Raw genomic sequence first — 13,580 nt, forward strand, 5'->3', positions numbered from 1 at the left:
TTAATTTTTATACCAATATGCAGATGAGAGCAACTACAACTAATTTTCATAATAAACCACCTACTCCCAGATATTCCCCATCTGTACCTGTTTATGTGTACCGGGAATTGGTTGCGGAGTTACAAGCAGTACAAGCGAAGTTAGATGTAGTCACCAACCATAATCAAAAATTATCCCAGGAAAATCAACAACTGCGTCAAGAAATTAACAAACTTGTTCAGTCTTGTTTAGAACTGCAAAACTTAGTAGACTCTTCTGCACCAAGTTCTCAAACTCCACCAAGTACACCAAGTTCTCCAACTGTTCCTCCAAATCATGGTTATGTGAATAATACACAAAATAATACACAAAATAATAGACCAAATAATCAAGCTGCACCTAGACCTAATGTAACTGTAAAAAATACGCCTAAAGCTCAAGATAAAGTACGTAAAAACACTGGAGGTAAAGTTCCTAACAAGAAGACAGTAAAAACAGCACCTCCCCCACGTCAACCAACTTCCAAACCACCGAAAAAAGTCCGTCGTGAGGTTATTTCTGTACCTGTGATGGATATGAATTTTCCGGTATCAGAACCAATGTATATAGAAGAACAAGAAGTACATTATTATTTACCCCTAGAGTCTGAGTCTAGGGGGTTGAATGGTTGGTGGTTGTTTTTTACTATTGTGTTTATTATGATTGGTGGGTTTAGTGCGGGTTATTTGATTGTACGTCCTTTTTTACAAAATCAAGGTCAAAATAGTAATCAGTAGTCAGGAGTCAGGAGATCAAGGAGTCAGGAGTCAGGAGATCAAGGAGTCAGGAGATCAAGGAGTCAGGAGATCAAGGAGTCAGGAGATCAAGGAGTCAGGAGTTAGATAGAGGAAGTTAATAAACTAATTATTAATTACCAATTACCAATTACCAATTACCAATTACCAATTACCAATTACCAATTACCAATTACCAATTACCAAACCTCACAGATATGATATTAAACTTTGACTGTAGCAACTGTTGGTAAGTTCACTTTTAAACGGTGAAACATTGCTTCTCTACCTTGCATTGCTAAGGTATCATCTAAATGTGTCAGTGTAATTTCTTGTTGATATTTCAAATTTAACGCTGTTTGAATTAACCAATCTGCAACAAAAGGATTTTTTGGTAATAAAGGACCATGTGAATAGGTAGCGATCGCATTTTGATAAAACGCACCTTCTGTACCATCTTCTCCATTATTACCTAAACCATAAACTACTTTTCCTAAAGCTTCTACTTTCCCTAATTTTGTTCTTCCTCCGTGGTTTTCAAACCCAACTAAATAAGGTTTTGTTCCTATCATTGCTTCTAGTTCTTTTGCTAAACGTGAAGCGGTAACTTCTATGACTAAGTTACCAATGCAGCGTTTTGTATTTTCTCCTGGATGGATAGAAACTAAGTCTAATATTCCTAAACCTTCTATTCTTTGTCCAAAACCAGGTTCGTAATAATGTCCTAAAAGTTGGGGAGAACCACAGGTGAATACTCCTGGTGTACCGTTTTCAATTTTATCTCGCATTGCGTCAGCTTTTGCACCTTGTAAGTCACGCATGACTATTTCTTGTTGACGGTCCTGCGCTCCTCCACCGACTATTACATCTACTGATTTTATATCATCTGCGGTGGCATTTTGATCTAATGGTATTACTTTAACATCATATCCCCTCCATTGGGCGCGTCTTTCTATGGTGATGACGTTTCCTCTGTCTCCGTAGGTACTCATTAGTTTGGGATATAACCAACCAATTATTATTTCCATTGTTTGACAACTTATGTTTATTTTGGGTTTTATGTTAACTCATTTTTTGGAGTTTTCAATATTTTTTAGATAATTTGTTTGGTGTTGATGGGGTATGATATTAACGAACCACAGAGGCACAGAGAACACAGAGGAATTAAGGTTTGGGTTTTGAGGGTTATTTGGGGTTGGTTTTATTATTGATTTTTCTTATTTATGAAGATGTAAAATTAGTATTTAGAAAATCAGCAGGTGTCATAATTAATATTTCTGCAAATTGGTTCAATACTAATAAATCTTGATCTCCTGTTATTAGAAAATCAGCTTGAGCAGATACAGCAGCAGCTAAAATATGATAGTCTTTCATGTCTCTTAGTTGGGATATATCTACATCTAGGGAAATATTAGGACATTTTTCAGAAAGTCCTTGAGTTATTGACATTAAATATTCAATTGTACGATTTTGCTTTTTTATTTGACCTTGGAATTTAGGACGTTTTAAAGTATTCTCTAATTCTTCTAATAAGGATTGAGAGACAACAATAGTTAGTTGTTTCTGTCGAGAAAGATGTAAAATACGAGATGGTACACCTCCCCAAAGTAAAGCTGATATCCAAACATTCACATCAATAACAACTCTCATCTATTACCCCATAATTCTTGTCTAACTTCTTTTACAATTTCACTAATTTCTTCTAAACTAGGTTGTTCTGGATCTGGTTCTAATTGGTCTAGTTCTTCCAGAAATTTGTCTAAGTCAACTGTTGAGTTATATTTTTTTTCTAGAATAATAGACCTTTCTGTTACAGTTATTTCATACTCTGATTCAGGTTGCAACTGCTGTAAGATTTCTGGAGGAATTTCTAGTTTTCCTTCTGATGTGACTTTTGCAATAAGTTTAGTAGTCATTCTTTACTCCTTTGCTTTTCTTTTGTGTAGCTTCTATTTTGGTTAATAATATTATAATTCTAAGTCTGAATAATTATAACATAAATATTACACGATTGGGTAAAAATTACTATTCAGTAGTTAATTTAATTTACGATCTTGCTTTTTTATCGTTTTACACCCTGTCATAATTAGTATTTGGTTTTATTTAGTATTTTTGGTAACAGTTTTTTTGAGCATTTTGTCACCATAATCACAAATTATCGTAGTCAGTATCCTCAAAGGTAAATCATCTATGAAACTAATTGAAAATCCCAATTTAACTGTAATTGCTGGTGAAAATGCGGTTTCCGTTTCTCAACTACCTTATATTTGGCAAAATATCGCTGCTGGAAAAGCAAATGTAGGTTTTAAAAATCCTGATGTTTATGTGAAAATGGCGCAGTTATTTCAATATAAACTCGCGCAAGGTGATGTGGATTTATTTGCTGAACGTCCAGAGTTAGCAGGTTTTCAATCTGCGTTTTCTCAGTTGTTTGAAAAGTTAGCTTATGAAACGTTGGAGTTCTACGGAAATGATTTTTTAAAGGATCAATATCCAGATTTTCAACAAATTTTAGCAGATGTTAGATCCAAAGGTTTATCTAATGAAGTGAAGGTTGTTTTAATTGGAATTGACCTTTTTAACGAGTTTGGATATGATTTACCTGCAAGTTTTTATCATGTGCATTTAGCACCAATTTACCGAGATCATGTATTTGAAGAACGTGCTTTAAGATTTGACAAACGGGATATTGAACATAAACGTTCTTGGGATGCAATTTTACACTCAGGTAAGGTTTTTGCTGTGCAAATGAAGGTACAAAGTATTGCTTCAAAATACGGTTTTACCTATCATCACGGTTGTGGTTGTAAATCTCATTTATCTTCTATTGATATTTCTGATGGAGAGTTTAATTATGAATTATCTCCTGAAAACTATCAACGTTGGGTTAGAAGTTTTATTTGGACTGCTTGGTATGAATATGCGTTTTTTCAAATTGTTCCTAATACCAGTTATTTAGTGTGAGTTCCATTAACTCTCAAGAAACAAAATTTATCCACTGTGCAAAACTCAAGGATGTTCTAATCATGTCACATAACGAAAAGAATCCTCATCCTTATGATGAAAATTCCTCTGAATTTTCTGAACCAGATTCCTATGAAGTTGAATCTCCCGAAGTAAATTTCTCTGAGAATACAGATAGTTTAGCAAAACAAGAAGAGCAAAAACCAGAAGAAACTCATGTTGTTGAAAACACTTCTATTTCTATGATGGAATTTGTAGAGAGATTAGCAAGTCTAGTAGCTAATTTAGAACAAGATACGATGCAACATTGGGTACAATCCGTTGTGTTGATCCTGAAGGACAATAACACAACGGTGGGTGTTATTTTGGCATTGGGATTAATAGCAGTACCCTTAACTATAGCTGGAGGATATCAAGCTGCTTTAATCCTGGCTATGGGTGCTTCCCTGACAGCTGTGATTTCACGTTTCTAAAACAGCAACCAGCAATTACCCCCTTAGACAGGGGGGATAAAATACTAAAATTCCCCCTTCAAAAGGGGGATTTAGGGATATCAAAATACCACTTAAAAAATATCCTTTTAAAGGATCTTCCTACCTGTTAAAACTTCCCGCACTTCTAACATTGCTGAATAGGTGGGAAGTATATGCAATGTTTCATTTTTCGGTGTATGTTTTAAAGCGATGTTAATAGCTTTCTTTAAATCTTCTTCAACAATTAAGTTAATTTTGCTGTCAATAGATTTTTCGCTATAACGCAATCTTAACGCCATATCATACACGCGATCGCCACTCACTACCAAAGTTCCACCCCGTTCTACTAATTTTTCTGTATCAACATCCCAGATCCAAGATACATCTGTTCCGTCAGGTGTGCGATCGTTTAAAACCATCAATGTAGTTGTATCCTGACTTTGAGTAACTACTCTAATAGTTTCATTCGTTCCTACAGGATTTTTTGATAATAAAATTCTCACCTTTTTACCATCTATTACCAAATCTTCCGCACGTCCAAAAGCTGCTTGAAAATTATTAATTGTTTCTCTAATTTTCCCTTCTTCAACTCCTAGTTCTTTTGCAGCAGTAGCAGCAGCTAAGGTATTATATTTATTATATAAACCTACGAGAATCTGTGACCATTCACTACTTTCTAAACTGGGTTTACTCTTACTAAACCCGCAACTAGGACAGGTGAAATCTCCTAAATGTGATAAATAAACCCCTTGATAATCTAAAGAATGTCCACATCTGGGACAATAAATGGAATCTACTGCATGAGGAATTGATTCTAAATAATGTTCTGGTTCATTTAAACCAAAAAATAACACTTTTTGATTTAATTGCTGACCCAAATATGATAAAGTTGGATCATCAGCATTGGGAATAACTACTGTTGTTTCTGGTAAAGTTGAAATTACCTTTGTCCATTTTTTACTGATAGTGTCAACTTCCCCATATCTATCTAGCTGATCACGGAATAAATTTAAACAGATAATAATTTTTGGTTGTAAAGGTTTTAAAACCTTGGGAACGATATTTTCATCAACTTCTAAAATTGCATAGTCAACATTTAAAGCACCTAATAAACTGGTATTTTCTATTAAAGCAGTCGCTAAACCATTTTCTAAATTTGCACCCGTAGAATTATGAGCAATTTTGTAACCTGCACGTTCTAAAATTGTACATAATAACAGGGCGGTTGTGGTTTTCCCATTCGTACCCGCAATTAAAATTACACCGTTTTTAACTTGTTGACTTAATAATTGTAAAAGTCTGGGTTCAATGCGTCGCGCAATAGAACCTGGTAATACACTAGCAGCACCAAGACGCAAAGAACGTACTAAAAATGTCACACTTTTAGCGATAGATACTGCTAAACCCAGTTTGACTCTATCTATAAGTTGTATTTTCTTTCCCACAGCAGTTGTTATGTAATGTCTTTATTTACAAAATTAATTTTGCCAGTTTAGCTAATATTGGTAAAAAATACCAGTCATTTATAGCTTTCAGCAGTCAGTTATCAGTATTCAGCTTTAGAACTAACCGCAAAGTACGCAAAGTACGCAAAGTTAAGAGGGTTTAAGAGAGATTTTTTTCTGTAGTTTAGAATTTCCAATTGTTGCTAAAGAGAATACCACTAAAAGTCATGGTTAAAAAATAGCGTCTAGATGTAATTATATATCTAGGATATATCTAGGCAAAAGTGTTAAGTAAGGTTTTTGTTGATGAGTAGCATAAATTGGCTTTTTTTACAAAATAACATAACTGCTAACTGGCGACGGTTGCTGTCAAAATGTCTATTATTGCTGCTTTGCCTATTTATTGTAGGTATACAACCAGCTTTTGCAGGTATGAAGGATGACAGATACGAAGGTAATATTTTCGTGGTTTTTGCGGGAAATGGTTCTCTAGTTCCTTCCAAACTAACTTTAGCGCAGACTTTAGCAGAACATAAACCCGCAATGCTGGCTTTTTATGTAGATGATAGCAGCGATTGTAAACAGTATGCGGTGTATATTTCCCAGACTCAAGCATTTTATGGACGTGCTGCGGAAATTATTCCTGTAAGTGTTGATACTATTCCTGTGAAGGACAGTTATGAACCCACAGAACCAGGATATTATTATTCTGGTGTTGTACCGCAGGTTGTTCTTTTTGATCAGTCGGGAAAGGTTGTTTTGAATAAAAAAGGTCAAGTACCTTTTGAAGAAATAGATGATAAATTTAGGGAGGTATTTAATTTGTTACCTCGTGATCAGTCTATTGAGTTCAAACAGCGTTCATTTAATGAGTATAGCAGTGAGTTGAGCCAGTAAACTCTAGACATTTTGTAATTGTAACACGGTCTGAGAATTAATTCTCAGGCTAATATCAAAAGTCGTCTCAAGACTACTCTGTAAAAATTTCGATATACTTATTTTAGATTCAGATTTGGATTTTTAGTTGGTTCTGATACTGCATTTTTATTTTTACCAAGACATAATAGTTAAATTACTAATGACTAATAATTAATGACCAATAACTAATAACCAATAACTAATGAACAAAGTTTATACTACGCTGGAACTCATTCAAATTTTAGCAGCAGAACGGCAAGCTTGCTTGAAAGGAGAACGCCTAAAGTTGGATGTGACGGTTTCAGGTAATCCAGTTATAGACCAGTTTATCCCAACGGAAGGGCTACAAAAATTCACTGCCTATCAAGATTTTAAAGCTTCTATTCATGAATATCAACGCGAAAATCAAGTTTCTGGAATTGTTTGGAAAGATTTGACTGTGAAGGGTAAAACTTTCCATTATCCAGAGGTTGACGCGCAGTTAATAGCGTTAAATACTGATTTGGAAATATTGAAAGCTGCGAAAAATTCTATGTTGGAATTTTGGGATCAAGTTACAGCAGATATGGATTTATATTTAAGTTTGAGTAATGGTAGACAACACGAAAAAATTAATACTTTAGATGTAGAAAGAATCGCCCAAAGGACAGAATGGGCAAGTTTTTTAAAGTGGGAAAATGCGAATTTTTTGGAATTAATTTTACAGATGGGTTGGGGAAAACCAGAAGAAGCAGCGTATAAACGAGGAAGGCCACATTCAGGAAGTGAATTTATTCATGCAGTTAACCCTGGGAATTATCCTATTGGGTAATTGGTAATTGGTAATTGGTAATTGGTAATTGGTAAACTTATTACTGTCACCTGTCACCTGTCACCTGTAACCTCATTTACTGGCTATTTTGATTAAGTTATCTAGTTCTTCCTGCATTTTACTTCTGACTAATTCATAGCATTCATTCACATATTTGCGATCGCTTGCGGCTTCTTTTCCATAGCGTTCAAATACAATAGGTGGACAAACTCTGGTATAAATACGCGCAGGTAAAGGAATATTCGGCAATGGTCCCACTGCTAAACCCCAAGGTAAACCTAAATAAACCGGAAACACTAAAGGATCAACATCAAACAACCAAGGCATTCCCCATTTATGGAATTGCTGCATAATATTATACAAATCAGCCAAAACTATCAGGGTATCATGCGCCCCCCAGGAAATAGCGGGAACAATGGGGACATTTTCCCGCAGTGCTAACTTAATAAAACCCCGACGTTCGGCAAAATAGATTTTATCCCGCATTTGATGGGGTCGAAACACATCTTCCGCACCACCAGGATAAACTAACACACTAGCACCAGCTTTAAAAGCAGCATAAGCCATTTTGGGATGAGCCATAATAGCACCACCTTTCATGGCCATTTCCGCTGCTGGGGGAAAAACTTCCCAAACTTTGGGGTGCATCAAACCGTAAATAGGTCTTTGTGTACCAAACCGGCGTAACCAGTCGTACAGCATCATGGATGTATCCGGGGATGCCAAACCGCCATTGTGAGAACCGACAAACAGAACTTTTCCCTCTGGAATATTTTCCCAGCCACTGGTTTGGACGCGAAAATAGTAGTTGTATAAAATGCCCAATATAGGCATGATATTTTCGATGAACTTTGGATCTCGTTCATCCAAAGACCATCCTGGTTTTCTGTTTTGGGTGTGTTGTAGTTGAAACATTAGACCTGTCCGAACTATATAACGAAAAAATGGTAGAACGGTAAATGGAAAATATACCGTTGTTCTACCGAAGATGAAATAAGCATCGGCATTTTTTCCGGGCTATACTAACAGTAACTATCTCTAGCCCTGATGATTACGTCAAGTCTGGCTGAAATGAGAACATCCTCAAAGCCATACACAGACTGCCTTTTTAATTTTCGGACAGGTCTAATGTTATAGCCGTGGACAGAGTGGTTAGGACACCAATTTATCATGAAAGAGGGCAACCACAGGGGGTTTGCCCCTACTGAATCTTGCTATAAGTACAACTTAATGAGATTTTAGAATACAGTATGAATCAGGTTTTTCGTCAAGCTTGGTTATTTTGGGCAAAACTTGTCCCATTTGATGTTTGAAGAAAATCAGTACAAATGTTCTCTATTCCCTGTTCCCTGCCTCTACCGATAATGTTGGGAATCAAACCGGATTCCTCTTATGTCATAAAATGTTAACAGATATCTAGAAAATCACACAGGCATGAATTATATAAAAATTATTAAGATTCCTATTATATATCGCTATAATCATTCTGAAATTGGGCTGAAGCTGAAAATAAAATCACAGGAATTACAAAATTAGGCTTGGCATTTGGCAGCAAACAGGAGTAAACTGGAAGCCAACACTGAGTAGACAAAAGAGGAGAAAAGCACTTGTGGCGGACAACTCGCTGTTGTCTACAAAAAACCCCCAATCGGTGTTAACCAACTAGGGGAGATTAGTTATCAGGGTGCATCTACCAATTTAATGTTCCCAGGTACAGAACCATCGTCCGGATAAATTTGTTCCTGGAAGTTTGTTTTTATTTTTGAATAAAAAACCCCCAGTGGTGTTAGCCAACCAGGGGAGATTAGTTATCAGGGTGCATCTACTAATTTGGTTCTTCTTGGTTTTCACACCATCCTCCGGAACAATTGAAGTGCATCATTATTATTGTTTATAAATTCTGGTTTGATGGGTTGTGAAACCAATAAAAAACCCCCAATTGATGTTAGCCAACCAGGGGAAATTAGTTATCAGGGTGCATCTACTAATTTGTATCTTCTTGGTTTTCATGTCAGACTCCGGAAAATTTGGTTGGTTTTTCATGATTGATATTTGGTAATTAAATAAAAAACCCCTAGCGGTGTTAGCCAACCAGGGGAGATTAGTTATCAGGGTGCATCTACTGGTTAAATGTTCATTGGTTTTAATATTATTTCCGGAAAATTGGGTTGTATTTACATGATTGATCCTTGTCAACCAAATAAAAAACCCCCATTGGTGTGAACCAAATAGGGGAGATTAATTATCAGGGTGCATCTACCATCTAAACGTTCTCATTTAATGCACTATGCTCCGGATAAATTTCAGCAAATTTAGGTGCTTGTCACTTAGCGAAAAAATTCCTATGGCTAGTAGCTGGTTAGGGGAGTTAGTTATCAGGATTTGATTTTCTATACAGTTGAGCAGAAATTCTTGGGTCAAACATTGCTTTTTTTGCCAAAATTGAAAAGAAAACCCCCAGTAGGTGTTAACCTACCAGGGGAGTTGAAGATCAAGGTGCATCTACCAATAAAGTGTTCTAGTTGGAAGTAATCCAATCCGGATAAAGTTGTACCAGCACTTGAAGGCGAAACAACCTAAAAACAGAAACAATCCTCGACAAGATGCTTCTAAAGTATCAGTTAGAGAGAAAAGACTAGAAACTTTCACGGTGAGAACCGGATTTTAGGAGGCAAACAGGAGAAGTTGTGACCCAGGAATTTCACATTTCCGTGACTCCAGTAGGGCAAAATGACTACTTGGTGCGGACGGAACAAGTCGCACCTGGGGTGCCATTGGCAGAAGAACTGGTGAGTTGGCCAGTGGCTGAGTGGTTAGCGGCCGCAGGACATTTAATGAATGACCCTTTACAGTCAGTGCTACAGGGGGATGCTATAGCCAGAAACTCTGTAAACTTGGTGGCACTGGGTCAACAATTATATAATGCACTGTTTCAAGGCACTCTCAGAGATAGTTGGATTACTGCCCAAGGCATTGCCCAGAACCAACAACAGGTACTGCGCTTGCGTTTGGGATTAAAAGATACACGGTTAGCGCGGTTGCCGTGGGAAGTGATGCACGCAGGCGATCGCCCCTTAGCCACCGGTCCTTATATCGCTTTTTCCCGTTATCAAAGTGGAATTCCTTCCACATCAAGATTACCAACACGCAACCTACCCACACCACAGGACGAAAGCGGAATAAGAGTGTTAATGGTGATTTCTTCCCCCACAGATCAAGCCCGTCTGGATTTGCTCAAACAAGAAGCAATCAACCTACAAGAAGAAATGCACCGCCAAGCCCCCCGCTCTGTGGAAAATGGTATTTATCTGCCAGAAATTGAATTGACTGTCTTGGATCAACCAGGAAGAGAAGAGTTAACCCAAGCTTTAGAACAGGCAAGATATCATGTTCTTCACTACTCTGGTCATAGTAATGTGGGTGCTAATGGGGGGGAAATATATTTAGTTAGTCGCAGAACTGGGTTAACAGAAACCCTCAGTGGTGATGATTTAGCCGGTTTGTTGGTGAATAATAATATCCAAATGGCAGTGTTTAACTCTTGTTTGGGAGCATATAGAGCTAAGTCTGATGGTTCTGGGGATACAGGAGAACGAAACTTAACGGAAAGTTTGGTGAAAAGAGGGATTAGCAGCGTTTTGGCGATGTCAGAACGGATTCCCGATGAAGTGGCGCTGACGCTGACACAGTTGTTTTACCGCAACTTAAGCCAAGGCTATCCTTTGGATCTGTGTGTGAGTCGGGTGCGTCAGGGCTTAATTTCTGCCTATGGTTCTCACCAGATGTACTGGGCATTACCGATGTTGTATTTGCATCGGGAATTTGAGGGTTTTCTGAGACCACAATTAGGTTTATCTGCTAGTTCCGAGTTCCTCAACGACTATCAGACTCCTGTGGGAGCATCTACTAATGCCATGTATGCGGCGGCGATAGATGATTTGGAAATACCTTTAACTCTGGAAGAGATGATGTCCTCTGAGTTGGCAAGAGAGCCTTCTGAGTTAGATTGGCTGGAGGATGATACTTGGGGGGATCTCATGGATGAAATTGATTATGATCACCCCGGTTATGATCAGGATTCAACGATTGTTGCGGATTTATTTCGCCAGTTGGGGAATCAACAAGCGCCAACAGTATCCGAAATGCCCATGAAGGCGGAACTGGAGTCACCAGTCACCGAAAATCATCTTCAGGAACAGCAACCTGCAAAACAGGAGGAAGAATTTGATTTTTGGGGAGATCAACCAACTCCAATCACGCTGAATGCGCCAAAGAATGTGCAAATTTCTACCAATACTAGCAATAATGCGTCAAATAATGTTGAAGGTAATCAGGTAAATTATCAACAGATACCTTTACCATCTTTTCGGCAACCACGTCGCCGTCGGCCATGGCCAATTTTAGGCATTTTGGGCGCAAGTGCTTTGGCTGTGATCATTGGTTTAAGTTGGTGGTGGAATCAGCGCCAGTCTGTAGTTCCTGAACTTCCAGTTATTCCTACTCCGACTGTTCCTGAGTCAAAAACAACACCCTTTGATTTAAAAAAATCATCAACAGGTATTGTTACTGCTAAAGCTACAGCAGAATTGAGCCAAGGTAATTTACAGGCTGGGCTAGACGCTGTGGCAGAATTACTCAATCGTGGCGCTTTAGAATCAGCAGATACGGCTTTAGCATTAGTTCCTGCTAAACAAAGCGAAAATCCATCTGTGTATTTTTTCCGTGGACGATTGGCTTGGCAATTTGCCCAAACAAGAGATAAAAAATACAGTATTGATGATGCCCGTCGTTATTGGGAAATTGCTGTGCGGGATCGCCCTGATTCGGTTCTGTATAACAATGCTTTGGGATTTGCTTACTATGCAGAGGGAAATTTGAATCGGGCTAATGATGCGTGGTTTAAGTCTGTGAATTTAGCACTTAAAGATCAGAATACAACCTTGATTACAACCCCAGACGCTAATACTATCATGCCTTCAGAGGCTTTAACGGCTTATGCAGGATTAGCTTTGGGTTTATATAAATCTGCAAATAATCAACCTGCTGATAAACAAGGACAATATATTAAAGAAGCAATTAAACTGCGTCAAATGGTAATTCAGAATGAACCTGTAAAGTTTACAGTGGATAAATTAGCGCAAAATTGGCTGTGGACAGATCAGGCGATCGCAGATTGGCGATCGCTGCTACAAGAACAGGAAAAGAGGTGATTGGTGATTGGTGACTGGTGACTGGTGACATAACTCATCGGAAACAAGTAGAGCTTGATTTACAGCTTTAGACAACGAATCTGGTTAGATATATAAACAACGCTCTGAGAAGTTAGGAATTGAAAAAAATGAAAAAAGTAGAAGCTATTATTCGTCCATTTAAGCTGGATGAGGTAAAAATTGCCTTGGTTAATGCGGGAATTGTGGGAATGACAATTTCGGAAGTCCGTGGTTTTGGACGGCAAAAAGGTCAAACTGAACGCTATCGAGGTTCGGAATATACGGTTGAGTTCTTACAAAAACTGAAGTTGGAAATTGTTGTAGAAGATAACCAAGTAGATATGGTGGTTGATAAAATCATTTCCGCCGCCCGCACTGGTGAAATCGGTGATGGTAAAATCTTCATTTCCCCTGTTGAGCAGGTTGTACGGATTCGGACTGGTGAGAAGAACACCGAAGCTGTGTAAGTTTTGAATATGTAGATATTGGGCGTTGTTGAATTTTCTTGTTCAGCAGCGCCTTTTATGCTTTGGTTGTGCTATGTAGGGGTTGCTGAGAAAGTCTTTTCGTGGAGGCAGGGAACTCTTAACAGGGAACAGGGAACAGTTTTAGCTATCTGTCATCCCCCCATTTTGGGATTTCTTGGTTTCAAAATGCACGGTTTTTCAGGTATACCCTTCAAAAGTCTTGCACTTTTTTCCTCTTTATCAACCTCAAACCTTTGATTTATAAAGGGTTGCGCTTTATTCAGCAAACCCTATGTAGTAGGAGTCAGGAGATCAAGGAGTCAGGAGTCAGGAGTCAGGAGTAAAACCCTGTGGTAGTCAGAGTTTCATAATTAATTGATGTCCTAAATACTCTGTGTACGGCTATACTAAAAGAGCTTGTCCTAAGTTGACAGTTTACTAAACAAACCTGTACACTCATGGACAAACCTATAAGTGATTTATTAAGATTCACCAATGCTTTTATCCATCAAAACAAAACTCAAGTTAAATAAAACTCAA

General features: G+C 37.8%; 12 protein-coding genes. 7 read left to right on the forward strand and 5 right to left on the reverse strand.

Translation table 11 applies throughout. The features are described 5' to 3' along the window. The first annotated feature begins 23 nt into the window (after nucleotides 1–23). Complete coding sequence (locus IQ237_RS20265) at nucleotides 24–755, forward strand: hypothetical protein (protein WP_194058482.1); 732 nt, start codon at nucleotides 24–26, stop codon at nucleotides 753–755. Between the two features lie 221 nt (nucleotides 756–976). On the opposite strand, the gene IQ237_RS20270 is transcribed toward IQ237_RS20265, so the two are convergent. The 3 genes from IQ237_RS20270 to IQ237_RS20280 form a co-directional block, all read right to left on the reverse strand. Then, a complete protein-coding gene (locus IQ237_RS20270; RefSeq protein ID WP_194058462.1) occupies nucleotides 977–1,780 on the reverse strand; it encodes a type 1 glutamine amidotransferase in 804 nt (267 codons plus the stop codon). Nucleotides 1,781–1,973: 193 nt separating this feature from the next. Further along, nucleotides 1,974–2,402, reverse strand: coding sequence for a putative toxin-antitoxin system toxin component, PIN family (locus IQ237_RS20275; RefSeq protein ID WP_194058464.1), 429 nt, complete (start codon nucleotides 2,400–2,402; stop codon nucleotides 1,974–1,976). After that, nucleotides 2,399–2,668, reverse strand: coding sequence for a hypothetical protein (locus IQ237_RS20280; protein WP_194058466.1), 270 nt, complete (start codon nucleotides 2,666–2,668; stop codon nucleotides 2,399–2,401). The genes IQ237_RS20275 and IQ237_RS20280 overlap by 4 nt, the downstream gene beginning before the upstream one ends. A 274-nt stretch (nucleotides 2,669–2,942) precedes the next feature. Between IQ237_RS20280 and IQ237_RS20285 the strand changes: the two genes are divergently transcribed. Both IQ237_RS20285 and IQ237_RS20290 read left to right on the forward strand, forming a co-directional pair. Further along, nucleotides 2,943–3,716 carry a hypothetical protein gene (locus IQ237_RS20285; RefSeq protein WP_194058468.1) on the forward strand — a complete coding sequence of 258 codons (774 nt, stop codon included), beginning with the start codon at nucleotides 2,943–2,945 and terminating at the stop codon, nucleotides 3,714–3,716. A gap of 62 nt (nucleotides 3,717–3,778) precedes the next feature. Next, on the forward strand, nucleotides 3,779–4,189 hold the full coding sequence (locus IQ237_RS20290; RefSeq protein ID WP_194058470.1) for a hypothetical protein: 411 nt from the start codon (nucleotides 3,779–3,781) through the stop codon (nucleotides 4,187–4,189). A 107-nt stretch (nucleotides 4,190–4,296) separates the two neighbouring features. Here the strand turns inward: IQ237_RS20290 and IQ237_RS20295 are convergent, their stop codons facing one another. Further along, complete coding sequence (locus IQ237_RS20295; protein ID WP_194058472.1) at nucleotides 4,297–5,634, reverse strand: Mur ligase family protein; 1,338 nt, start codon at nucleotides 5,632–5,634, stop codon at nucleotides 4,297–4,299. A 306-nt stretch (nucleotides 5,635–5,940) separates the two neighbouring features. Here IQ237_RS20295 and IQ237_RS20300 point away from each other — a divergent pair, with 306 nt between their 5' ends. Continuing rightward, complete coding sequence (locus IQ237_RS20300) at nucleotides 5,941–6,531, forward strand: thylakoid membrane photosystem I accumulation factor (RefSeq protein WP_194058474.1); 591 nt, start codon at nucleotides 5,941–5,943, stop codon at nucleotides 6,529–6,531. 223 nt (nucleotides 6,532–6,754) lie between these two features. Then, complete coding sequence (locus IQ237_RS20305; RefSeq protein ID WP_194058476.1) at nucleotides 6,755–7,363, forward strand: hypothetical protein; 609 nt, start codon at nucleotides 6,755–6,757, stop codon at nucleotides 7,361–7,363. A gap of 72 nt (nucleotides 7,364–7,435) precedes the next feature. Here IQ237_RS20305 and IQ237_RS20310 read toward each other — a convergent pair whose 3' ends face one another. After that, on the reverse strand, nucleotides 7,436–8,278 hold the full coding sequence (locus tag IQ237_RS20310; protein ID WP_194058478.1) for a lysophospholipid acyltransferase family protein: 843 nt from the start codon (nucleotides 8,276–8,278) through the stop codon (nucleotides 7,436–7,438). Nucleotides 8,279–10,050: 1,772 nt separating this feature from the next. On the opposite strand from IQ237_RS20310, the gene hetF reads away from it, so the two are divergent. Both hetF and IQ237_RS20320 read left to right on the forward strand, forming a co-directional pair. Further along, nucleotides 10,051–12,573 (forward strand): cell division protein HetF, encoded by a 2,523-nt coding sequence (hetF, locus tag IQ237_RS20315; protein WP_194058480.1) that lies wholly within the window; start codon nucleotides 10,051–10,053, stop codon nucleotides 12,571–12,573. Between the two features lie 128 nt (nucleotides 12,574–12,701). Further along, nucleotides 12,702–13,040 (forward strand): P-II family nitrogen regulator, encoded by a 339-nt coding sequence (locus tag IQ237_RS20320; protein ID WP_096571842.1) that lies wholly within the window; start codon nucleotides 12,702–12,704, stop codon nucleotides 13,038–13,040. Nucleotides 13,041–13,580: the final 540 nt, after the last annotated feature.

The sequence above is a fragment of the Sphaerospermopsis sp. LEGE 08334 genome, assembly GCF_015207205.1.
Taxonomy (GTDB): Bacteria; Cyanobacteriota; Cyanobacteriia; order Cyanobacteriales; family Nostocaceae; genus Sphaerospermopsis.

Coding starts and splice junctions, on each gene's coding strand:
- IQ237_RS20270 (WP_194058462.1), bottom strand. CDS start 1,780: ATGGAAATAATAATTGGTTGGTTATATCCCAAACTAATGAGTACCTAC.
- IQ237_RS20285 (WP_194058468.1), top strand. CDS start 2,943: ATGAAACTAATTGAAAATCCCAATTTAACTGTAATTGCTGGTGAAAAT.
- IQ237_RS20290 (WP_194058470.1), top strand. CDS start 3,779: ATGTCACATAACGAAAAGAATCCTCATCCTTATGATGAAAATTCCTCT.
- IQ237_RS20275 (WP_194058464.1), bottom strand. CDS start 2,402: ATGAGAGTTGTTATTGATGTGAATGTTTGGATATCAGCTTTACTTTGG.
- IQ237_RS20305 (WP_194058476.1), top strand. CDS start 6,755: ATGAACAAAGTTTATACTACGCTGGAACTCATTCAAATTTTAGCAGCA.
- IQ237_RS20310 (WP_194058478.1), bottom strand. CDS start 8,278: ATGTTTCAACTACAACACACCCAAAACAGAAAACCAGGATGGTCTTTG.
- IQ237_RS20280 (WP_194058466.1), bottom strand. CDS start 2,668: ATGACTACTAAACTTATTGCAAAAGTCACATCAGAAGGAAAACTAGAA.
- IQ237_RS20265 (WP_194058482.1), top strand. CDS start 24: ATGAGAGCAACTACAACTAATTTTCATAATAAACCACCTACTCCCAGA.
- IQ237_RS20300 (WP_194058474.1), top strand. CDS start 5,941: ATGAGTAGCATAAATTGGCTTTTTTTACAAAATAACATAACTGCTAAC.
- IQ237_RS20320 (WP_096571842.1), top strand. CDS start 12,702: ATGAAAAAAGTAGAAGCTATTATTCGTCCATTTAAGCTGGATGAGGTA.